The 21,431-nt window shown below is 62.8% G+C and carries 16 protein-coding genes; 6 read left to right on the top strand and 10 right to left on the bottom strand.

From position 1 onward, the window contains the following. Positions 1–17 precede the first annotated feature (17 nt). Positions 18–974, top strand: coding sequence for an alpha/beta fold hydrolase (locus ABIB00_RS33480; protein WP_354107299.1), 957 nt, complete (start codon positions 18–20; stop codon positions 972–974). A 50-nt stretch (positions 975–1,024) separates the two neighbouring features. Here the strand turns inward: ABIB00_RS33480 and ABIB00_RS33475 are convergent, their stop codons facing one another. Then, positions 1,025–3,907 carry an ATP-binding protein gene (locus tag ABIB00_RS33475; protein WP_354107298.1) on the bottom strand — a complete coding sequence of 961 codons (2,883 nt, stop codon included), beginning with the start codon at positions 3,905–3,907 and terminating at the stop codon, positions 1,025–1,027. A 351-nt stretch (positions 3,908–4,258) separates the two neighbouring features. Between ABIB00_RS33475 and ABIB00_RS33470 the strand changes: the two genes are divergently transcribed. Next, entirely contained in the window at positions 4,259–5,242 is a 984-nt protein-coding gene (locus tag ABIB00_RS33470; RefSeq protein ID WP_354107297.1) for a helix-turn-helix domain-containing protein, read from the top strand. 92 nt (positions 5,243–5,334) lie between these two features. Here ABIB00_RS33470 and ABIB00_RS33465 read toward each other — a convergent pair whose 3' ends face one another. Further along, complete coding sequence (locus ABIB00_RS33465; RefSeq protein WP_354107296.1) at positions 5,335–7,656, bottom strand: molybdopterin guanine dinucleotide-containing S/N-oxide reductase; 2,322 nt, start codon at positions 7,654–7,656, stop codon at positions 5,335–5,337. 324 nt (positions 7,657–7,980) lie between these two features. Between ABIB00_RS33465 and ABIB00_RS33460 the strand changes: the two genes are divergently transcribed. Continuing rightward, positions 7,981–8,331: a RidA family protein gene (locus ABIB00_RS33460; protein ID WP_354107295.1), complete on the top strand. Its 351-nt coding sequence runs from the start codon at positions 7,981–7,983 to the stop codon at positions 8,329–8,331. A 159-nt stretch (positions 8,332–8,490) separates the two neighbouring features. Here the strand turns inward: ABIB00_RS33460 and ABIB00_RS33455 are convergent, their stop codons facing one another. The 3 genes from ABIB00_RS33455 to ABIB00_RS33445 form a co-directional block, all read right to left on the bottom strand. Further along, entirely contained in the window at positions 8,491–11,601 is a 3,111-nt protein-coding gene (locus tag ABIB00_RS33455) for an efflux RND transporter permease subunit (protein WP_354107322.1), read from the bottom strand. A gap of 120 nt (positions 11,602–11,721) precedes the next feature. Continuing rightward, on the bottom strand, positions 11,722–12,180 hold the full coding sequence (locus ABIB00_RS33450) for a nuclear transport factor 2 family protein (RefSeq protein WP_247353538.1): 459 nt from the start codon (positions 12,178–12,180) through the stop codon (positions 11,722–11,724). A gap of 40 nt (positions 12,181–12,220) precedes the next feature. Continuing rightward, positions 12,221–13,327: an efflux RND transporter periplasmic adaptor subunit gene (locus ABIB00_RS33445; protein WP_354107321.1), complete on the bottom strand. Its 1,107-nt coding sequence runs from the start codon at positions 13,325–13,327 to the stop codon at positions 12,221–12,223. A 212-nt stretch (positions 13,328–13,539) separates the two neighbouring features. On the opposite strand from ABIB00_RS33445, the gene ABIB00_RS33440 reads away from it, so the two are divergent. After that, positions 13,540–14,118 (top strand): TetR/AcrR family transcriptional regulator, encoded by a 579-nt coding sequence (locus ABIB00_RS33440; RefSeq protein ID WP_354107294.1) that lies wholly within the window; start codon positions 13,540–13,542, stop codon positions 14,116–14,118. 33 nt (positions 14,119–14,151) lie between these two features. Continuing rightward, the gene (locus tag ABIB00_RS33435) at positions 14,152–15,003 is read left to right on the top strand and encodes an alpha/beta fold hydrolase (protein ID WP_354107293.1); all 852 of its coding nucleotides are present in this window, start codon (positions 14,152–14,154) and stop codon (positions 15,001–15,003) included. Positions 15,004–15,068: 65 nt separating this feature from the next. On the opposite strand, the gene ABIB00_RS33430 is transcribed toward ABIB00_RS33435, so the two are convergent. The 5 genes from ABIB00_RS33430 to ABIB00_RS33410 are packed head-to-tail and all read right to left on the bottom strand — an operon-like array spanning position 15,069 to position 20,018. Beyond that, positions 15,069–15,908, bottom strand: a complete 840-nt coding sequence (locus ABIB00_RS33430) for an endonuclease/exonuclease/phosphatase family protein (RefSeq protein ID WP_354107292.1) — start codon at positions 15,906–15,908, stop codon at positions 15,069–15,071. Further along, a complete protein-coding gene (locus tag ABIB00_RS33425) occupies positions 15,908–16,717 on the bottom strand; it encodes a carbohydrate ABC transporter permease (protein WP_247353546.1) in 810 nt (269 codons plus the stop codon). The genes ABIB00_RS33430 and ABIB00_RS33425 overlap by 1 nt, the downstream gene beginning before the upstream one ends. Further along, positions 16,714–17,634 carry a carbohydrate ABC transporter permease gene (locus tag ABIB00_RS33420; RefSeq protein WP_354107291.1) on the bottom strand — a complete coding sequence of 307 codons (921 nt, stop codon included), beginning with the start codon at positions 17,632–17,634 and terminating at the stop codon, positions 16,714–16,716. Before ABIB00_RS33420 ends, ABIB00_RS33425 begins: the two co-directional genes overlap by 4 nt. 48 nt (positions 17,635–17,682) lie before the next feature. Next, positions 17,683–18,942: an ABC transporter substrate-binding protein gene (locus tag ABIB00_RS33415; RefSeq protein ID WP_354107320.1), complete on the bottom strand. Its 1,260-nt coding sequence runs from the start codon at positions 18,940–18,942 to the stop codon at positions 17,683–17,685. A 56-nt stretch (positions 18,943–18,998) separates the two neighbouring features. Next, positions 18,999–20,018: an ABC transporter ATP-binding protein gene (locus ABIB00_RS33410; RefSeq protein ID WP_354107290.1), complete on the bottom strand. Its 1,020-nt coding sequence runs from the start codon at positions 20,016–20,018 to the stop codon at positions 18,999–19,001. Between the two features lie 261 nt (positions 20,019–20,279). Here ABIB00_RS33410 and ABIB00_RS33405 point away from each other — a divergent pair, with 261 nt between their 5' ends. Then, positions 20,280–21,083 carry a DeoR/GlpR family DNA-binding transcription regulator gene (locus ABIB00_RS33405; RefSeq protein ID WP_247353551.1) on the top strand — a complete coding sequence of 268 codons (804 nt, stop codon included), beginning with the start codon at positions 20,280–20,282 and terminating at the stop codon, positions 21,081–21,083. Positions 21,084–21,431: the final 348 nt, after the last annotated feature.

Below are 21,431 nucleotides of genomic sequence, written 5' to 3'. Positions count from 1 at the left end.
GATTCGGAGCGAAAGACATGAACATTCCAGCCGCACTTGCCCTCTCGGCCGCTTTGGTCGGCGCGATCGTGCAGGCCTCGGCGCAGGATCTGCGATCGAGCCGGCGCTCGATCAGCTATCATAAGGTCGATGTCCGGGGTCTCGAGATCTTCTACCGCGAGGCTGGACCCATCGACGCTCCGACCGTGCTGCTGCTCCACGGGTTTCCCTCCTCATCGCGGATGTGGGAACCGCTGATGCCGCTGCTCGCCGACAAATATCATCTCATCGCACCGGACTATCCCGGCTTCGGCAACAGCAGCGCGCCGCCGCCGTCCGATTTCATCTATACGTTCGACAACATCGCCGCCGTGATCGGCGAGCTCACAACGGAGCTCGGTCTCACCGACTGCGTCCTGTTCATGCAGGACTATGGAGGTCCCGTCGGCTTCCGCATGGCGCTGGCGCAGCCCGAACACTTCCGCGGCATCATCGTCCAGAACGCGGTCTCGCACGAGCAAGGGCTGAGCCCGCTCTGGAATGCGCGCAGGAAGTACTGGGCCGACCCGGCGCATGAGCTCGAGGCGCTCAAGGCCAACTTCACGTCCTTGGAGGCGACGCGTCAGCGGCATCTCGGCTCCAGCCCGCGTCCCGAGCGCTACGATCCCGACACCTGGATCGACGAATATGCCTTCCTGACGCGTCCCGGCCAAGCCGAGATTCAGACCACGCTGTTCCTGGATTACCGGACCAACGTCGCCTCCTATCCGAAATGGCAGGCTTGGTTGCGCCAGAGGCGACCACCGACGCTGGTGGTCTGGGGCAAATACGATCCATCCTTCACCGTCGCAGGCGCGACGGCCTATCGCGACGATGTGCCGGATGCCGAGGTTCACATTCTCGCAGGCGGCCACTTCGCGCTGGATGAAGCCACCGACGAGATCGCTTCGCTTGTCCGCGACTTCCTGGCGCGGCTGGACGGACACAAGGGGTGACCGCTGATGGGCGCGCTCAGCAGCGAGAGGGCACGGTCGTATCGACTTGATCAGGCAGCAGGCTCGTTCAGCATGCGCTGTGCCGCCCTGAGATCGGCGGTCTCGAATCCTTCCGAGAACCGGGCATAGGTTTTGGCAAGTTGTTCGAGGGGATTCCGCACACCCTGCCGAACCCGAAGCCGCGCCAGCGACATCTCGGCTCGCAGCCTCCAGGACAATGCGCCCTGCTGTTCGGCAAGCGTGACCGACGCGACAAGATCTGCACCGGCCGCTTCGAGATTGCCGCCAACGGCCTCGAGCTCTCCCCGCAGACGGAGCAGCTCGGGCATGTCGAAGGCGCCACCTTCCTGCTCGACCCGTGCAATGGTTTCGTGCAGCACCTGAACGCCCTCCGTCAATCGTCCTAAAGCGACCAGTCCCCGGCACAGGTCCGAGGCGAATGCCGATGCATAGAGCTCGTAGCGATCGGCGTGCAGGCGTGGAAGTGCGCTCCGCAAGAGATCGACACCGGCGCTACCCTCGCCGCGGGCGATCATGGCCTGCGCTCGAAAGCCGGCCGCGACGGCTTCGTAGGGTACGAGTCCGTGCATGCTCGCATGCGCCGACAAGCGACCGGTCATGGTCTCGACCGACGACCAGTCGCCAACCCAGCCGAACACAGAGGCGGACCAGCATAGCGCGATACAATGCATGACCGCGTCGCGCGGCGCTGAAGCGCCGACAAGCGGTCGGACGCATTCGAGCGCACGATCGGGAAAGCCGCGAAGCCATAACACGCGCGCGAGCGGAATTTGCGGCGTGCGTGAATAGGCGAAATGCCCGGGTTGCGTGCCACGTAGCGCAGCGGCGTCGCGTACGCCCTGGTCGAGATGGGCCTGCGCTTCGGCCTGGTCCCCGGCGAGGTGATAGGACACACCGAGCAGTGCTTTGCTCCCGGCGATGCCCGCCGTATCGCCGATCAGGCGAGCGATCCGCTCGGCATGAAGCGCAGTCGGCACCAGATGCCGATAGCCGCCGGTCCGGCGGTAGAACATGTTGAGCCGCGACAGCAGCCTGAATGTGTTGGCGTGGTCCCCGTGCGCTTCCGCGATCTCCAGCCCGCGCCGGAGCGCGACCTCGGCCTGCTCGTTGTTGCGCTCCGTGAACATGAATGCGTGGCCAAGCGTCGACTGAAGCTCGAGCTCCCATCTGCCGCCCCCGTCGGCATCGTCGAGCACCGCGAGTGCGCGATCGGACCAGATGCGGGCCTCGCTGAGCAGATTGAGCTCGACGAACAGCCTTGTGCAGCTGGCAGCGAGCGGCACGCGCAAGCCGGCGCCGTCGTCATTCGCATAACTCCATTGCAGCGCCGCGCGGGCGTCGGCGAGCAGGCCCGCGCGCTCCTGCAAACGGGATGCATGATCGGTGCCTCCCTGATCCGTCATGCCCGCTTCGAGCGCGCGTTGAACATACAACGTGTGACGGCGCGCGATCTCGTTTGCCTGACCGCTGTCTGCCAGCTTCTGCATGGCATAGGCGCGCGTGGCATCCAGCATGCGATAGCGCCGCGATGCCCCGTCCGGCTGCGCGGACACCAGCGACTTGGCCACGAGTTGCTCCAATGCGTCGACGGCGCGATCCCCCGGCGCCCCCTCGTCGGCCGCCACAGCTATTACGCCTTTCAACGTGAAGTGGCCCGCGAAGATGGCGAGCTGCTGAAACACGATCCGCTCGCTTTCGCCGATCAGGTCGAAGCTCCACTCGAGTGTGGCACCGAGGGTCTGCTGCCGTGGCGGCGCCGTTCGCCGCCCGCGCCATTCGAGCTGCAGCCGGCTGTCGAGCAGCGCCGCCATCTCGCGCAGCCCATAGAGACCGACGCGTGCGGCAGCAAGCTCGATCGCGAGCGCGACCCCGTCGAGCTTGCCGCAAATCCGAGCCAGGACTTCCGCATCCTCGTCGGTGATATCGTCACGGTGTCCGGCCGCGACTGCGCGATCCACGAACAGACGCGCAGCAGGATAGCTTAACACTTCGCCGGCGCTGAGGCGGGTGCCTTGCGGCGGGCCGGGCAGCGGAGCGAGCTCAAAAATCTGCTCACCTTCCACCAGCAGCGACTCGCGGCTGGTTGCGAGGATGACGATGCCGGGCGCCTCCCGGTAGATGTTTTCTGCTAGACGTGCGATCTCGTCGACAACGTGCTCGCAGCTGTCGAGAACGAGAAGTAGCCGCCGGCCGCGCAGGAAACTGATGATGCTGCCCGAGGGATCATCGTGGCGCACGACGAGGCCCAACGCGGCGGCAACCGTGCTAGCGACCAACGCCGCGTCCTTCAGGAGGCCGAATTCGAGGAAATGGACGTTGCCGTCGAAGGTATCGCACATGTGATGCGCGAGCGCGGTCGCAACGGTGGTCTTGCCGATGCCGCCGGCTCCTCGCAGCGTGACAAAGCGATCGCGGAGCAAGCGCGCCGCCAACTCCGCCACAGCGTCCTCCCGCCCGACCATCCGGTCCAGTCGATGCGGTAGAGGCGGTGGCGGCGTGGCCTTTTCGGGCGCCCGCGACGCGAGCGCAAACACCTCCGCGCGCTCGCTACGCCGCACCGGCGCGACAAAGCAATAGCCCCGGCCCGGGATGTTGGTGATGTAGCGGGCACCATCCTTTCCGTCGCCAAGCACCTTGCGCAGCGCCACGACATGGACGCGCAGGCTGATCTCCTCGACAGAGAGTCCGGACCACGCATAGGCGAGAATCTCGTCCTTCGGGACCACTTCGCCGGCGCGGCTGACGAGCAAGCGCAGAATATCCATCGCGCGGCTGCCGAGCCTGACCGGCAGGCCGTCCTTCTCCAGCAGCCGCGACCGAAGCGAAAACGGCCCGAACGAGACGGCATCGAAATCAAGGATCGTTGTGGCGCCCCCGCCGCTGGGGCCATGTCCTGCCGAGAGCTCGGTCACTTCTGACTCATCTTGACGGTCGCTCCTCGAAATGCGGCACGACTATACCCGGCACCGAGGCGAGGTCCAGCGAGGGCACCACACGGAACTCACACCGCTGATCGATCGCCACGCGGTGGCCTGCGCTCTCCAGAGTTGGGGCGGGGCTGCGCGAATATCTGACCAACTGTACAAAACAGCGCTTCCTGCGACGAGCTGCCGCACACCTGATGCGCCCCCACAAAAACTAACAGATCCTAATCACCCCTAACGGGCTTCCTGGCCAGCTCACGCCTATCGTTTCAGCATGGAAACGTGGGTTTGGCGCGCTTGCCGGTCGCAAGCAGCGGCAAACCCGGGAGAGGACGAGCGATGTTGACCAATTTGCAGGCGGCGCATTCCTGGATCGATCTTCCGGCCAGCCCGGAGGATCGCGAGATCCCCCGAGCAACCCAGGCGATCACTCGGGAGAGCCATTGGCGTCAGATCGATCGCGGCCCCGAGGCTGCCGTCGAGGACGTCGCGATTTCGCGATGGGAAGACGCGCGGAGCACGTCGTCGCACGACGCGACAACACCTCAGGATTGCTATTTCGTCGGTATCGCCCTGAAGACGACGCGCGCCAAATTGACCCGGGAGCGCCAGATCATTTTCGACGGCACCATGCCTGCGGGCACGCTGTATCTCACCGCGCCGTCGAAGCGTCTCGGCGTGCAATTCCAGTCGCCCTGCGCCTTCCTGCACTTTCACATCTCCACGGATCATTTTCCGGCGCAATTTTCCGGGACCGACGGACTGAATGACCTCGTCCTGTTGCGCGATCCGCTCGCTGCGGAGCTTGCCAAGACACTAATCGAACACGGCGACGCCGCGGACCACCAGTTTACGCGCTGCATCGGCCAGACCCTTGCGATGCATCTCACCCGATTGGAATCGCCGCGCGCCAGGGTCAATGCCTTGCCGAAATGGCGGCTGCGGCGCGTCGAGCAATATGTCGCCGATCATTTCCACCGCCGCATCAGCCTGTCCGAGCTCGCTGATGTCGCCGGCCTGTCAAGAATGCACTTCGCGGCGCAATTCCGCGCTGCGACCGGTTACCGTCCCCGCGAGTATCTGCTCAATCACCGGGTCGAGCATGCCAAGACGCTGCTCGCGACCACAGAGCGGCCGCTGGCCGAGATCGCGCTTGCCGTCGGCTTCAGCACGCAGGCGCATTTTTCGACCGTCTTCAAGCGCATCAGCGATCAGTCTCCGGCACGCTGGCGCCTCGCCAGCAAGGGACAACGGCACGAGATGCAAGCGCTGCCGCCGCGCCGTCGTTCTCTGGAGAGCGACTGGATCAGCGCAGCCGCGTAACGCACAGGCTCGCGCCCTCCTCCTCCCGGGCTCGCGAGTCACTCGGGGCCGCCCCTGCACCCACACAGGGCGGCCTCTTTTTCTTCATGGATCTACACCGGATCGAACGCCCGGATCGGGGGCAGATTGCCGGTGAACTTCTCGACCTCGACCGTCGTGAGCTGGCCGGTGCAGCCCTGCGCGAAGGACGAGGTGCCGATGTCGCGGGTAAGAACGTTCGGGTTGCCGTGCACGCAGAGCGGCGCGTCGTCTTCGGGGTCCATCGGGTCGTACCAGGCGCCGGTCGGGAGCTGCACGATTCCCGGCGCGATGTCGTCGGTGACGTGGACCGCGGCGAGACAGGCGCCGCGTTCGTTGAACAGGCGGATGATGTCGCCGTCCTTGACAGCGCGCGCCTCGGCGTCGCGCGGATTCATGCGCGCGACCTCGCGGCCGCGATGTTTTGCGGCAAGCGAATGTCCGCCGAAATCGAGCTGGCTGTGCAGGCGCGTCACCGGCTGGTTGGCGACCAGGAAGCACGGTGCGCCGGGCCTCGGCATATCGGTCTTGTCGAGCCAGACCGGATGACCGGGACAATCCGCATCGCCATGGCCCGCGATCTTTTGCGAGAATATCTCGATGCGGCCGCTCGGCGTCGGCAGAGCGTGATTGACGGGATCGTCGCGGAAGCGGCGCAGCCGGCCGCCGTCGTCGGGCTGCTGCGGCACGACCAGGCTGCCGCGCTGCCAGAATTCTTCGAAGCTCGGGGCCTGCAAACCACGCGCTTCGAGCGAAGCACGGGTCGGCTCATAAAGATATTCCAGCCACTGAAGTGACGTACGCCTTTCGGTGAAGGGTTCGCGCGCGCCGAGACGGTCGGCGAGATCGGCAAAGATCTCGTAGTCGTCACGCGCAAGGCCGAACGGCTCGGCGATCCGGTGCATCGCGACCATCAGGGGATCGTTGCTGGAATAGCCAATGTCTTCGCGCTCGAGCGTCATCGTCGAGGGCAGCACGATATCGGCATGCCGCGCCGTAGCAGTCCAGGCGAGCTCGTGCACGACCAGCGTGTCGACTTTTGCAAACGCCTTGCGCAGGCGGTTGATATCCTGGTGGTGATGGAAGGGATTGCCGCCAGCCCAGTAGACGAGGCGGATGTCCGGATAGGTGCGCGTCTCGCCGTTGTAGCGATAGGTGCTTCCAGGGTTGAGCAGCATGTCGGCGATTCGCGCCACCGGAATGAAATCGCGGACAGCGTTGCGGCCCTGCCCCAGCGTCGGCCCTGGCACGTCGTTGACGCGGCGGCCGTAATAACCGATCGCACCCAACGAATAGGCGTAGCCGCCGCCGGGAAGGCCGATCTGGCCGAGCGCCGCCGCCAGCACCATGCCCATCCACACCGGCTGCTCGCCATGCTCGGCGCGCTGGAGCGAATGGGAGACGGTGATGAGCGCGCGCTTGCCGGCGAGCCGGCGCGCGAGCTGCCGAATCCTGTCCGCATCGACGCCGCAGATCGCTGCGGCCCATTCGGCGTCCTTGGCTTGGCCGTCGCTATCGCCAGTGAGATAGCGCAGGAAGACGGGCCAGCCCTCGGTGTAGCGATCGAGGAAAGCCAGGTCGTGGAGGTTTTCCGCGACCAGGGTATGAACAATGCCGAGCATCAGCGCGGTGTCGGTGCCGGGCACGCATGTCATCCATTCGGCGCCGGCCTCGACAGGCAGGTCTTCACGCAACGGACTGACCAGGATGAACTCGCAGCCGCGCCGGTGCGCAGCCTCCATCGCGCGGCGCTCGACATGCTTGCTGATCGAACCGCCGGCGACCATCGAGTTCTTCAGCGCCATGCCGCCGAACGCCAGCACGATCTCGGTGTCGGCAGCGATCTGTTCCCAGGTGACATTGCGCTTGGTGATGTCCTCGTAGCCGCAAAGGATCTGCGGCAGCAGCACCGAGGACGCGCCGGAGGAATAGGAATTCACCGAACGCACATAGCCGCCCAAGGCGATGTTGAGGAAGCGATGCACCTGGCTCTGGGCGTGGTGGAAGCGGCCCGCGCTCGACCAGCCATAGGAGCCGCCGAACACCGCGCCGGGGCCGCGCGTGTCACGGATGCGTGCCAGCTCGTCGCCGAGCAGATCGAGCGCCTTCTCCCAGCTGACGGAGACGAATTCGTCGCGGCCGCGCCGATCGTCGGGACCGGGACCGCGTTCGAGCCAGCCGCGGCGGATCGCGGGTTGGGTGATGCGGGCCTGGTGACGCAGCGCGCCGGGGAAATTGTCGATGATGCCGTTCGGATCGGGATCACCCGCATAGGCCCTGACCTCGAGCCCGGCTTCGCTTTGACGCGCCGAGAACACGCCCCAATGCGAAGTGTGCGGCTTGAAGCCGTCGGACAGGTCGAGGCCGGGGTCGGGGAAGCCAATCGTATCGTCCATCGTCTGATCCTTGTTCCGGGCATGGCACGGTCCCGGCCCGTCCCGTGTCAATTCGGGTGGCAGTATAACGATCCGTTTCCCGATGTCGTCGGGATCAGGGTCGGCGGAAATGCCGGGCGCTCGTGCAAGGACAGCTTGGCGGACGTTCGAGGGAACGACAGGCGGCGATCCGTTGGCCAGTTTTCTACTTTTATTTTCAACGCCTTACCAAGCCTTATTCGAGCAGTGCAATTCGTCTCAGGAAGCACTGCGAAATCTCTTGCAACGACAGTGACATTGAAATGTGCGATATGCCGCCCATCCCACAGCAACATCGGTCTCATCATGATCAAGCGCGTCTTGCCCTACGAAGGTCTGCTCCACGAGGTGGTCGAGCATAATGGCGTGCTTTACATCGGTGGGATCGTCCCCGAGGACACGAGCCTCGATATGTCGGGCCAGGCGAACGACGTGCTCGGGCAGCTGGCGCAGTTGCTGAAGACCCTCGGATCCGATCTGGCCAACGTCTTGCAAGTCACCATCTACATGACGAACCTGAAGGAGAAGGCAGAGTTCAATGCGGCCTGGAAGGCACATTTTGCAGAAGCTCATCTGCCGGCGCGCGCCGCAATCGGCGTGGCCGATCTCGGTCCGGGTGTCAGACTCGAGATGACGGTCATCGCCGCTCGACAGTAGTCGCGCACCAAGGCCCGAATTCGGATGACCTCAGCTGCGCGAGGCGTTCGATCTCGCAACCCTGAGAATCGTTCGACGGCTCAAAATCTGCATGAGCGTTCGCTATTAAACTCAAGCGCAGCCAGGCGAGAATTTGAGCCGTCTGCTCCGCCCATAGAGCTACTCGGCAGCCATGACTGGAGTCAATTCAGGCTCTGCCGTCGAATCCTCATGCATCTCATCTGCTGTCGGCTTGATCCGGAACCACGCGGCATAAAGCGCAGGCAGGAACAGCAGGATCAGCACCGTGCCGACCGCCGTGCCACCAATCAGCGCGTAGGCCATCGATCCCCAGAAAACGGAATGCGTGAGGGGAATGAACGCCAGCACGGCGGCAAGCGCGGTCAGGATCACGGGCCTCGTGCGTTGCACCGTGGCCTCGATGACGGCGTGATAGTCGTCAAGGCCGGCGGCAAGGTTCTCCTTGATTTGGTCCGTCAAGATCAGGGTGTTGCGCATCAGGATGCCCGCCAGGCCTATCAGGCCCAGAATGGCGTTGAATCCGAAGGGCTGGTGAAAGATCAGCAACATCGGCACGACGCCGGCAAGACCGAGTGGTCCGGTCAGCACGACCATGGCCATCATCGAGAAGGACCGGACCTGCAGCATGATGACGATCAGCATGGCGGCAATCATGACTGGAAAGATCGTCGCCAACGCGTCGTTGGCTTTGGTTGCCTCCTCGATCGATCCGCCCAGCTCGATGCGATAACCGGCCGGAAGAGATGCGATCAGCGGCTGAAGGGCCGTCTTGATGTCCTTGGAGACCTCCGGAGGTTGGGTTGCCTCGTTGATGTCCGACCTGATCATGACGACCGGGGTGCGATCGCGACGCTTCATGATCGGTTCTTCAAGTTGGACTTCCGAATGGCCGACCTGGTCGAGTGGAACCGCGCGGCCGTCTCGGCTCATCAATGAGAAATCCGCCAGTCGCGTCGGATCCAGCCGCTCGCCGCCGGCGCTGCGCGCCACGATGGGGACATTGCGAATGTCCTCGCGGACCTGCGTCACGGTGATGCCAGTGAGAAGGAACTGGAGTTGCCGGCCCACCTCCGCGGGCGAAAGGCCGATCAGGTTCAGCCGATCCTGATCCGGGATGAAGCGGAGCACGGGCGTGCGATCACCCCAATCGCGGTTCGCCTGGCGCACATCGGGAACGCCCCGCATGATACCGAGCGCTTTTTCAGAGATAGCGTACAATTCCGCCGGGTCGGGCCCCATGACCCGAAACTCGACAGGGAATGGCGTGTACGGTCCGAACACAAGCTGCGTGACGCGCACATTGGCCTCAGGCGCGAGCCCGTCCGACACCGCTTGTCGGAGCCGATGCTTCAAGACCTCGCGCGCTTCCGCGTCCGGTGTCAGCACGACGATCTTTGCGAAGGCCGGATCGGGCAGCTCCGGCGCCATCGCGAAGAAGAAGCGCGGAGCGCCCTGACCGACATAGCTCGTGACGATCTTGGCCTCCGACTGGCCGTCCAGCCAGCGTTCGAGCTTTGCGACGGTGGCGGTCGTCGTCTCGATGCTGGTGCCTTCTGGCAGACGAACCTCCACCAGCACTTCAGGGCGGTCGGACGTCGGGAAGAATTGTTGCTTGAGGCCACCCATGCCGGCGACGGACAGCGCAAAAGCGACGGCGACGACGCCGCAGGTCACGAACTTGTGGCGCACGACGAAGGTAATGAGCGCGCGCAGGCGCCGATAGTTTGGCGTACCGTAGATCGCGTGGTGACCACCTTCGATCGGCTTGATCGCTGGCAGCATCTTGACGCCGAGATAGGGCGTGAAGACTACGGCGACGATCCAGGAGACGATGAGAGCGAACCCCACCACCCAGAAGATGTTGCCGGCGTATTCGCCGGCCGTCGATCGCGCGAAGCCCACCGGCAGGAAGCCTGCGATCGTCACGAGTGTTCCTGACAGCATCGGTGCCGCAGTGTGGCTCCACGCATAGGCTGCCGCCGAGATGCGGTCCATGCCCTCTTCCATTTTCACCACCATCACCTCGATGGCTATGATGGCGTCGTCGACGAGAAGACCAAGCGCCAGGATAAGGGCGCCCAGCGTAATGCGGTCGAAGAAACGGCCGGTCTCCAGCATGATGAGGAACACGACGGCAAGCGTCAAAGGGACGGCAGCCGCGACAACGATTCCGACGCGCCAGCCGAGGCTGAGCAGGCTGACCAGCAGCACCACGCCGAGCGCCATCGCGAACTTCATCATGAATTCGTCAACCGACGAGGAGATGTTGACGGCCTGGTCGCTGACCTTGGCCAGCGTCATCCCGAGTGGCAGCGTCCGGGAGATCGCTGCGGACCTCTCCTCCAGCGCCTTGCCGAGCGCGAGGCCATTCCAGCCCTCCTGCATGACCGCCCCGAGCATGATGGAGGGCTCGCCCTGGTGCCGGATGAGGTAGGTGGGAGGATCCTCGTAACCGCGACGGACTTCGGCGATGTCGGACAGCTTCAGCGTTCGCCCGGCAGCGACGATCGGCGTGTCGGCGATCGCCTGGACGCTATCATAGGCCCCCTCGATCCGGATGAAGACCTGCGGCCCCTTTGTGTCGATCGAGCCTGCCGGCGTCACGGTATTCTGCCGCTGCAAGGCGGCGACGATATCCTGTGCCGACACACCGAGTGTTGCCAGCTTGGGATAGGAAAACTCGACAAATATCTGCTCGGGGCGTTCACCGAGGATGTTGATCTTCTTGACGCCGGATACGTGCAGGAGATCCTGGCGAATGGTCTCGGCTTGCCTGGCGAGCTGCCGCATCGGCATGCCCTTCGCCTTGAGGGCATAAAGGGCGAAGCTCACGTCCGAATATTCGTCGTTGATGAAGGGGCCGAGCACACCGGACGGCAGCTTGCGCGCTTCATCCCCGAGCTTCTTGCGGGCCTGGTAGAATTCCTCCTGCACGACGGATGGCGGCGTGCTGTCCTTCAGCGTCACCGTCATGTACGCATAACCTGGCCGTGTGGTCGTCTCCACCCGGTCGTACCAGGTCAGCTCCTGAATCCGCTTCTCCAGGGGTTCGGCGACCTGGTCCTGCATCTCGCGAGCCGTCGCACCTGGCCATACCGTCGTGACCGTCAGGGTCTTGATGGTGAAGGAGGGGTCCTCCGCGCGCCCGAGCATGAGGAAGGCGTAGGCGCCCGCGGCCGCCAGCAGGACGATGAAGAACAGGGTTACGGCCCGTTCGCGAACGGCAATCGCGGAAAGATTGAAATTCATCATTTGGCCGCTCCTATTTCCTCGACGTTCGTCCTAACGCTCGCGCCGTCCTGCAGCAGGTGGGCACCGAGTGAACCGCGCTTACCTAAAGAACGCGGGCCTCTGACTGCGCTTCTTCTGCTAGTTTACAATCGGTTCGGCGACAGCTTCTTTGAGGCCAGCTGCCGCTTGGGCGGCAAGCCCACGGGCCGCTTCCTGTGAATCTTGAAACTCCTCGAGTGCATAGACTCTACCCCACCGCAGGGTGAACACGTGGAGACCACGGTTGACGTACGACGCGTCGCCGTTGAGCAGCGTTGCGGTGGCGTCCCACCGGGCAAACACGGTAGTGTGCCACGGCCAGCCCTTCACCCAGATGTGGTTGACCGTGAGATGGAGAGTGGGCAGGACTCGGCCGAGGCGCTCAAACCAGCGGCGCAGGGCTTCTTTGTCGTGGCGCTCACCACCAAGCGCGTGGGCGCCGGAAACGCGGTGATGGACATGCGGCGCGACTGCTTTCACCGCTTCATCCCAGCGATGGTTGTTGACGTGGTCGAAGGTCTTTCGGATTTCTTTTTTGACAATGTAACTGTACAGCATTTGACTTCTCCAACGGCGATCGCTGAAAGATTGAGGCTCATCAGTTACTCCTGCTTTCGGAGGCAGTCCTGACGTGAGCGCCCTCCTGCAGGAGATGGGCGCCCAGCGAGACAACCCGAGCAGCTGAGCTCAGCCCGGAGATAACGGCATTTTCGCTGGTCACACGCACAAGCTTGATGGGCTGAAAGCGTACCGTCGAGGTGCCGCTGTCGAACACCCAAACGCCGGTCTTTCTGCCGTCATCGAGCACCGCTCCCAGCGGCACCTGGACTTCCGGCAGAGTCCCCTGGCTTGCAAGCCGGATGGTGACCGTCGCGCCAAGCGGTGCCGCCGCGGCCTCACCCTCGAGCACGTAACGGGCCTCATAGGTGCGGGTCTGGACATCGGCGGAATCCGACAACTGCCGGAGATGCGCAATAAAGCGCCCATCGCTCCCATACAGGCTCGCCTCAGCAAGCGAACCGATCGCCGGCCGCATTGTTTCGGGGAGCGCCACCACAGCTTCCCGAGGACCGGACTGTGCAAGCCGGACGACCGTCTGGCCCGCGGAGACCACTTGCCCCGGCTCGCCAAGCGTTTGCATGACCGTTCCGTTCGCATCCGCGACCAGGACGGAGTAGGTCGCCTGGTTTTCCGCGACGCGAGCGTCCGCTTCGGTCGCGGCGAGTTGCGCATTGGCCGTGTCCGACGCGGCCTTCGCCTGCTCGTAGCGCTGTTTGGAAGTCCATCCGTCGTTGACCAGATTGGCGTATCGCCGCTCATCTGCGTCCGTCTGAACGACAGTTGCGCGCGCTGCGGCCACGGCGTTGCGCTTCGCCGTAAGCGCAAGGCGCAGATCGGTTTCGTCGATCCGCATCAGCGGTTCGCCGGCTTTGACCTGCTGACCGACATTTACCAGCCGTTCGACGATCTTGCCGGGAACGCGAAAACCGAGATTGCTTTCCACTCTCGCGCCCACAACGCCGGTGAAGCCGCGATCGGCTCCGGCCACCCGTGCAGCCGCCACCAGGCTGACCATCGGCGAATCCTGCCTCGGGTCGCGTGCCGCGGAGGCCTCATGAGTGGGAATGGTAAGAGCAGCAAGCACAGCCGCGCCAGACGCCGCGATCAGCACACCAGCCAGGACCACAAGTCTGCTCTTTTTCATCGCCATCTCCATACCACTTAGATTTCGTTTGACCTCTATAGTTGGATTAGAGTTCATCCGCAATCTAAATAAGCTTTATCACGGGAGTGTGATTGAAGGAAATCGGTCCGGGGGACCTTTCTGCGATGCCAAACTATCCGCCCACTTGATAGATTGCATTCGACCTCTATCTATCATATAGATGTCAATCGAAATCCAAATGGAGGTCCAAAATGCGGGTAAGTCGCATTCAAGCTGCCGAGAACCGCCAGAGCGTGATCAATGTGGCCAGTCGCCTCTTCAGGGAGCGCGGCTTTGATGGCATCGGCCTCAAGGATCTGATGGAGGCCGCCGGACTGACCCAGGGCGCCTTCTACAAGCAGTTTGAGTCCAAGGAAGATTTGGCGGTCGAGGCGTCCAGGCGGGCATTGGAGAGCGCTTCCGGCCGATGGTCGGACGCGGCCGCCAACAATCCCGATGATCCGCTCGGCACGGTGATCGCGTTTTACCTCAGCGGCGACCATCGCGGAGAAAGGATGGACGGCTGCCCGATCGTGGCACTCGGTTCAGATGCCGCCCGACAGGGCCCCGGCGTGAAGGCGGAATTCGAAACGGGGATCAAGGCGCATCTCGACGTGATCGGCCGCTTCATTGCCCAGACTGGCGGCGAGGCCGACCGCGCCAAGACGATGGCCATTCTCGCGACGATGGTCGGCGCCGTGACGCTATCGCGCGTCGTCAACGACCCCGAGCTGGCTCAGGCGCTTTTGGATGCCGCGGCCGAACAGGTTCGCGACGCCGCTGCCGCTTGAAAGCGCGCGCCCCTCGAAGCACGGAGAGATCGAATGCTCAGCATGACTGAAGTTAAACCAAGCCTGCTGAAGATATCGGATACGCTGAGCGTCCGTTTTCAAAAGACCGGCAGCGGGCCCCCGCTGCTCCTCATACATACAATCCGGACCCAGCTCGAATATTTCCGCAGTCTTGCGCCCCTCCTCGCCAGATCGCACACGGTGTACGCCAATGACCTCCCAGGCCACGGCCACTCACCAATAGATCCGAGCGCGAGCTTCGACGAACCCTACTTCAGGCAGTCCGTCATTCGCTTCATCGAGGAGCTTAATCTCTCGGCCGTCACGATTGTCGGCGAGTCGATCGGCGGGGCATTGGCGCTCACGGTGGCGGCGTCGCTTCCGCAGCGGGTGAAGCGCGTCTATGCGATCAACCCCTACGACTACGAGACCCGCTACGGGGACGGCATTCGACGCGGCAACTGGTTCTCGAATTTCATCATCGGAAGCCTGCAGGTCCCGTTGCTCGGCGCGATGAATGCATCGCTCGAAAACAAGCTGGTCCTCGGCAAGATCATGAGCGGCGGATATCACGACCCGCGCAAACTGCCGGCCGATCTGCTCGCTGAGTTCGATGAAGTGGCCCGCCGCCCGGGATACAAGCGGATCGCACGCAAGGTGCTGGCGGGCTGGCGATCCTGGAGCAAGGCACGCGATGACTATCGGCAAATCTCGGCGCCTGTGACGCTCATTTATGGCGACAGCGATTGGTCTCGGCCCAATGAACGCGAACGCACACGGGCGCTCATTCCAACCGCGCGGATCGTGACGCTGAAGAATACGGGACACTTCTCAGCTGTTGAGAATCCGTCGGAGCTGGCTCGCGTGATCATGGAGACAAAATAAGTCCAATCACATTCAAGCTCTTGGGCAGCGGCGGACGCTTAGTAGGAACCCTCGAATCCGCCCCTCTAATCCGCCAATTCGATGAAGAGCGGCTGATGATCGGAAGCATCTGTCTTGCCATTGACATCGACGCCAAGGACACGGCTCGCCAAATCCTCCGTCACGAAAATAAAATCTCGGCAATCAGGTCCTGCTATCCATTGCGCGTGATCGTATAGCCCGCAGGTCGGCGACCGCTGCCGGTCTGGACGACTAGCTGTCCAGGCATCGCGATAGTTGAGGCCCGGCCGATTCGATCGATCGATCATGGCGTGCTGGGGATCGGCAACGTCACAATTGAAATCGCCGCACATCAGGCTGGACGCGGCTACCGTCTGGCTTTCATAGGGCTCGACGGGCCGTCCGGTCGGTGCCTTGGGACTGATCGATGCATCCTCTTGCAGGTCCAGCAAACGCTTGATCTGCGCCTCCCGCTGGGCGACCGAATAATATTCGAGATGGGTATTGACGATACGGATCGCACCAAACGCAGCCTGGACCGTTACTTCCAGGGCATGGCGCCGCATGCTGCGCACCGTGCCTGCGCCAGACCACGGCAGGATGTGGTTGTTGATCTGCACGACCGGCAGGCGCGATAGCGTCATGTTGCCGAAGCGATGCAGTTGGCCCGCCTGATCGACGGTCTCGATCGCAGGCCGAAATATCGCCATGTAGCCCGGCAGCAGCGCGGCGAGCTCTGCACTCTGATCCTCTCCCCCGTCGTGCCTGGAGAAGTTCGAACTCACCTCCTGGAAGCAGAAGACGTCGGCATCCATTGTTTCGCTTGCGACCTCGACGATCCTCGCCAGATCAGTAACGCCGTCGCAACCTTTGCCGCACTGAATATTCCAGGTAAGAAGCCGCATCAACGAATTCCCGCGCGCATGAAGGATTGGACGAACTGCCGCTGGAAGAGCAGGAACGCGATCAGCAGCGGTGCCATGGTCATCACCGTTGCCGCCGTGATGACCGACCAGTCCACGCCGGTCTCCGGCGCGCCGAACACCGCAAGGCCCACGGTGAGCGGGCGCGCTTCGACAGAGTTCGTCACGATCAGCGGCCACAGGAAATTGTTCCAGTGGTAGCTGACCGACACGAGGCCGAATGCAACGTAGGTCGGACGCGCCAGCGGGACATAGACCCGCCAGAGAATCCCTAATGGTCCAGACCCTTCGACCCGGGCCGCATCGACGAGTTCCTGAGGGACGCTTTTAAAGGTCTGCCGAAGCAGGAAGATGCCGAAGGCGCTAGCGAGATAAGGCAACGCAATCGCAGGGATTGTGTCCAGCAGGCCGAGCTTGGCAATCGCGCGATAATTCTCGACGATCAGCACGTCGGGCATGATCATCAATTGTAACAAGACAAGCGCGAAGGCGATGCCGCTGCCCTTGAACTTGAAGCGCGCAAACGCATAGGCCGCCAGCGTCGACAGGATGAGTTGCCCGACCAGAACCAGCGTCACCAGCACTATCGTATTGAGATAGTAGCGGGCGAACGGCGCCTGCTTCCAGGCGCGGGCAAAGTTCTCCAGCGTCCAGGGTGCGGACAAGCTGAACGACGTTGCATAGGCGGCCGGATGCAGTGCGCTCCAGAAGGCATAGGCCAGCGGCGCGAGCCAGATAAGCGCCAGAAGCCACGCGGCGACAGCCTCGATGGGATGCGTCCGGCCTCTCATTGATAGTGGATCCTGCGATCGAGATAGCCGAACTTGATCAGCGCGACGGCGCTCAGCAGCACCAGAAGCACCACCGTCAACGTCGCCGCGTAGGATGAATCCTGGAACGTGAAGGCGACTTCGTAGATGTAGTAGAGCAACAGCGTGCTGGCGTTGTTAGGACCGCCCTTGGTCATGATGACGAGGTGATCGACCAGCTTGAACGAGTTGATGACCGCGTTGATCGCGACGAACAGAGTGGTCGGCATCAGCAGCGGGAACGTGATCCGGCGGAATGTGTACCATCGGCTCGCCCCCTCGATGGACGCAGCCTCTTCGAGATCCGGCGAGAGCTGCTGGAGGGCCGCGAGATAGAAGATCATGAAGAAGCCGGCTTCCTTCCAGATCACCATGACGATCAGGCAGCCCATGACGGTCGAGGGATCGCCGAGCCAATTCCAGCCGGCGAGGCCAAAGTTTCCGCGCAACTGATCGAGCAGCCCATAGTCCGGGGTGTAGAAGAACAGCCAGATGTTCGCGACCGCGATCATCGGCAGTACGGTCGGAGTAAAATAGGCCAAACGCAGAAAGCCGCGGCCGCGCATGTTGCGATTGACCCAGATCGCCATGACCAGCGCCAGCGCGATCGACGTCGGAACTGTGCCGAGCGCGAACCAGAAATTATTGACCAGCGCCTTCCAGAAGATCGGGTCGGCCGCCATAGCCTGATAACTGTCGAGGCCGACAAAGACCTCGGTGCCATTGCGGCGTGTGATGAACAGCGAATGCCGGACCGTCGCGAGGATCGGGTAATGGGTGAACGCGATCAACAGCACTGCCGCCGGCAACAGCAGCAGCCAGGCGTTCACGGCATTCCACCACGCCTGCGAGCCGGCGCGGCGCGGAGAAGCCTGTGATGAGGCGAGGGTATCGGACATCCCTGTATCAGCGGGATGGCGGCGGCGAGCCGCCACCCCGCCGTTTCCTTACTTGTAGGCGCGCAAGACGCGATCGGCCTGCTGCTGGGCTGCGGCGAGCGCCTCCTGCGGCTTCTGCGTGCCGGTGATCGCGGCCTGCACGGCATCGCCAACGAACTTGTAGATGCGGCCGTTCTCGTGGACGGAGAGTTCCGGCACCGCGTGCTCCAGCTGATCGCGTGCGACGGTCGCTTGCGGGAAGCCCTTGGCATATTCCGTCATCGCGCTGGTCTTGTAGGCGGCCGGGGACACAGCCACGTAGCCGGTCTTCATGCTCCATTCCGCCGCGCGGTCCGGCGCCGTCATCCACTGGATGAACTTGACGGCTGCCTTCTGCTGCTCCGGGGACGCGCTTTTGAAGATATAGAAATTGCCCCCGCCGGTCGGCGATCCGCGCTGCTCCTTGGCCGGAAGCATGGCCACACCGAACTGGAACTTCGCGGCATCCTTGACCGCCGTCAGGTTGCCGGTGGTGTGCCACATCATCGCCGTCTTGCCTTCGAGGAAGTCGGTGCGCAGCGTGGCCCAGTCGATGCTGCCCGCCGGCGCCACGTTGTGCTTGCGCGACAGATCGACCCAGTAGTCCAGCGCGGCGACCGTCTTCGGTGCGGTCAGATACACCTCATTGCCGGGCTCGTTCATCATCTTCTGGCCGTTCTCGATGGCCAGCGCCTGCAGCATCCAGTAAGCGTAACCGGTCGAGGGAATTTCGACACCCCAGCGCGTGGTGTTTCCGGCACCGTCCTTCTTGACGAGCTTCTTCGACATCTCGACCAGTTCGTCCCAGGATGCCGGCGCCTTCTCCGGATCGAGGCCGGCTTCCTTGAAGGCCTCCCTATTCCAGTACAGCACGATCGTCGAACGCTGGAACGGGATGCTCCAGGTCTTGCCGTCGATCTGCCCGTTCGCCATGAACGCCGGATAAAAATCCTTGAACCACGCCTTGTCGCTGACGAGGCCGTCGATCGGCACGATCGCGTTCTCGTCCATGAGCGTAAACACGTCGGTGGACAGCAGCACCGACAATTGCGGCGGTTGGCCGCCCTTCATCGCTGTCATCGCCTTGGTCATCGTATCCGTGTAGTTGCCGGCATAGACCGCCGTCACCTTGACCTCCGGGTTGTCCTTCTCGAAGCGCGAGACCATGTCATCGATGATCTTGGTGACGGGACCGCCGACCGCGACCGGATAGTACATCGTGAGGTCCACCGCTGCCGCCGGACGGGCGGCGCCCATGGACAGCGCAGCGAAAGCAGCTGCCATCAACATTGTTCGGCGCGCAAACATCCTAGTCTCCTTCGTTATCCGCCCTGGCACCGCCGCCCTCATCGGTCGGATGCTGCCAGACGGCCCTCTTTGAAAATGCTCTCCAACCGGACTTCCGTGGTCGAATCGAACCGGTGTTCGTAATCCGCATCCCAGGCAATCCGGATATCCTCGCCCGGTCGAACCTTGCTGAAGCCGTCAAGCCGCACCGAGATGGGCTGCCCACCCATCTCGCACAGCACGATGCTGTCCGCGCCGAGATGCTCGACGGCCTTGACGCGCACAACATGATCGCCGCCGGAGACGATGCGGATATGCTCCGGCCTGACGCCAATAAGCTTGTCGCCCTGACGCACGAGATTCATCGGCGGCGTGCCAATGAACCGTGCCGTGAACGCCGTTGACGGACGATTGTAGAGTTCTTCCGGCGAGCCGTTCTGCTCGACGCGGCCGTCGCGCATCAGCACGACGCGGTCCGCCATCGTCATCGCCTCAGTCTGATCGTGGGTCACGTAGACCATGGTGATGCCGAGGCGCTGCTGCAGCGCGCGGATTTCCGTCCGCATCTCGTGCCGCAACTTGGCGTCCAGATTTGAAAGCGGCTCGTCCATGAGGCAGACGCGCGCCTCCGCGATAATAGCCCGGCCGAGCGCTACCCGCTGGCGTTGCCCGCCGGACAATTGCGACGGCTTGCGCTCCAGCAGACCACTGAGTCCGACGATGTCGGCGACGCGCCGGAGCCGCTCGTCCCGCTCGGCGCGAGACACGCGGCGCACGCGCAGTCCGAAGACGATGTTCTCAGCCACGCTTAGATGCGGAAACAGGGCGTAGGACTGGAAGACCATTGAGATCTTCCGTTGCGCCGGAGTGAGATGCGTAACATCGATGCCGCCAATAGTGATCGTGCCGACGGCGGCCTCCTCGAGGCCCGCGATCAATCGAAGCGTCGTCGACTTGCCGCATCCGGAGGGCCCGAGCAGCACCAGCAGCGAGCCTTCGTCGGCTGTCAGGCTGACGTCATCGACAGCGCGCATCGATCCCCAAAATCTGGAGACGTGGCTCAGCGTAATCGCTGACATGGTCTGTTCGCTCTCAAATGCCGGGTTCGGTGGCGGGCACCGGCGTGGCCATTCATACCCGCCATACCCGCTTTGTCCTGCCCTCGCGGAGCAGCCATAGGCTCCTCACCCCAAGCAGACCGATCCATGCCGTTCCTCCAGACCGCGCAACTTCATTGGCGCAGCAATTATTATGTTCATATGAACATAGTGTGACCCCATATGAAACAGAAAATTGCGTCCTAAGCGTTCAAATGATACTTTGGTTGGAACGGATCAATTATGCTCAAGACCTCCACCTCACGTCGAGCCCCCATACTAGAGATCGTGCGCGAGCAAGGCTTCGCCTCGATCGAGCAACTTGCGACGCGTTTTGAGGTGACGCAGCAGACCATTCGCCGTGTCGTGAATGCGCTCTGCGACCAAGGATTGCTCCGGCGAATCCACGGCGGTGTCAGCCTTCCCGTCCAGAACCAGAATTTGGCATATGGAAGCCGGCAAGGTTTGAACGCCGTCGCCAAGCAGCGCATTGCGCATGCGACCGCCAGGTTCATTCCCGATGGAGCATCGCTGATGATCGGACTTGGCACGACGCCAGAATACGTTGCGCAGGCACTATCCCGTCGTCAGGATCTGCGCGTCATCACCAACAATCTGAACGTGGCTGCTGCATTCGCACAAAACCCTGAAGTCGAGATTACGATCGCCGGCGGCACCCTCCGCCCACTTGATCGGGATATTGTTGGCGAGGCCGCCGCGCGCTTCTTCGCGGGTTTTCGAGCCGACTACGGGATCTTCGGTGTCGGCGGCATCGATCAAGACGGCGCGCTGCTGGATTTTCACTTGGACGAGGTTCAAGCACGTCAATCAATCGTCGCCAATTCGCGCACGGCGGTGCTCGTCGCTGACACGACCAAGTTCGGTCGCAACGCGACGGTGCGAGGCGGCCATCTCGACGATTGTCACCACCTCTTCACCGACGGCCCGTTGCCGCCAATCTTTGAGCCGATCTCCACCAGATACGCCGATCGTATTCACGCAAGAGACTACACTCGCGAGAAATCCGAGCGGCTTGGCTACGACTAAACGGCATTGGCTGACGAACGCGTCCGTTTGCGTTACTTGAGCGAAGCCGCTCCCGCATCCTCGTTCCGCCGCTCGCCCTCCGAACTTCGTACGCCATCAAAACTCCCTTCCGGAAAGCTACCTCGAAAGAGCTCCACGCGAAGCTCCTGGAGTTGCAAGGGGTGAAGTCGCCCTTCCCCGCGAGCCGGCATCCCATTCGCGACCGCGCACGTTACCTACCTGAAGCTGTAGTGCTCGGCATACTGCTCGATTGATCGTTCATCTGTATCGCTGGGGTCCATTGTACTGCGAAGTTCGGATCAACTCCGTCCATACGCAAGTTGGGCCCGCACCGCTGTCCTGACGGTG

Origin of the sequence: Bradyrhizobium sp. LB14.3 (assembly GCF_040547985.1) — a bacterium.
GTDB lineage: Bacteria > Pseudomonadota > Alphaproteobacteria > Rhizobiales > Xanthobacteraceae > Bradyrhizobium.
Note: the sequence above shows the minus strand (reverse complement) of the source record. Positions and strands in the feature narration are given on the sequence as shown.

Excerpts from the sequence above, each read along its gene's own strand:
- ABIB00_RS33480 (WP_354107299.1), top strand. The coding sequence starts at position 18 with ATGAACATTCCAGCCGCACTTGCCCTCTCGGCCGCTTTGGTCGGCGCG.
- ABIB00_RS33430 (WP_354107292.1), bottom strand. The coding sequence starts at position 15,908 with ATGCGGCTTCTTACCTGGAATATTCAGTGCGGCAAAGGTTGCGACGGC.
- ABIB00_RS33460 (WP_354107295.1), top strand. The coding sequence starts at position 7,981 with ATGATCAAGCGCGTCTTGCCCTACGAAGGTCTGCTCCACGAGGTGGTC.
- ABIB00_RS33415 (WP_354107320.1), bottom strand. The coding sequence starts at position 18,942 with ATGTTGATGGCAGCTGCTTTCGCTGCGCTGTCCATGGGCGCCGCCCGT.
- ABIB00_RS33425 (WP_247353546.1), bottom strand. The coding sequence starts at position 16,717 with ATGAGAGGCCGGACGCATCCCATCGAGGCTGTCGCCGCGTGGCTTCTG.
- ABIB00_RS33435 (WP_354107293.1), top strand. The coding sequence starts at position 14,152 with ATGCTCAGCATGACTGAAGTTAAACCAAGCCTGCTGAAGATATCGGAT.
- ABIB00_RS33465 (WP_354107296.1), bottom strand. The coding sequence starts at position 7,656 with ATGGACGATACGATTGGCTTCCCCGACCCCGGCCTCGACCTGTCCGAC.
- ABIB00_RS33470 (WP_354107297.1), top strand. The coding sequence starts at position 4,259 with ATGTTGACCAATTTGCAGGCGGCGCATTCCTGGATCGATCTTCCGGCC.
- ABIB00_RS33440 (WP_354107294.1), top strand. The coding sequence starts at position 13,540 with ATGCGGGTAAGTCGCATTCAAGCTGCCGAGAACCGCCAGAGCGTGATC.
- ABIB00_RS33420 (WP_354107291.1), bottom strand. The coding sequence starts at position 17,634 with ATGTCCGATACCCTCGCCTCATCACAGGCTTCTCCGCGCCGCGCCGGC.
- ABIB00_RS33450 (WP_247353538.1), bottom strand. The coding sequence starts at position 12,180 with ATGCTGTACAGTTACATTGTCAAAAAAGAAATCCGAAAGACCTTCGAC.
- ABIB00_RS33405 (WP_247353551.1), top strand. The coding sequence starts at position 20,280 with ATGCTCAAGACCTCCACCTCACGTCGAGCCCCCATACTAGAGATCGTG.
- ABIB00_RS33445 (WP_354107321.1), bottom strand. The coding sequence starts at position 13,327 with ATGAAAAAGAGCAGACTTGTGGTCCTGGCTGGTGTGCTGATCGCGGCG.
- ABIB00_RS33410 (WP_354107290.1), bottom strand. The coding sequence starts at position 20,018 with ATGTCAGCGATTACGCTGAGCCACGTCTCCAGATTTTGGGGATCGATG.
- ABIB00_RS33455 (WP_354107322.1), bottom strand. The coding sequence starts at position 11,601 with ATGAATTTCAATCTTTCCGCGATTGCCGTTCGCGAACGGGCCGTAACC.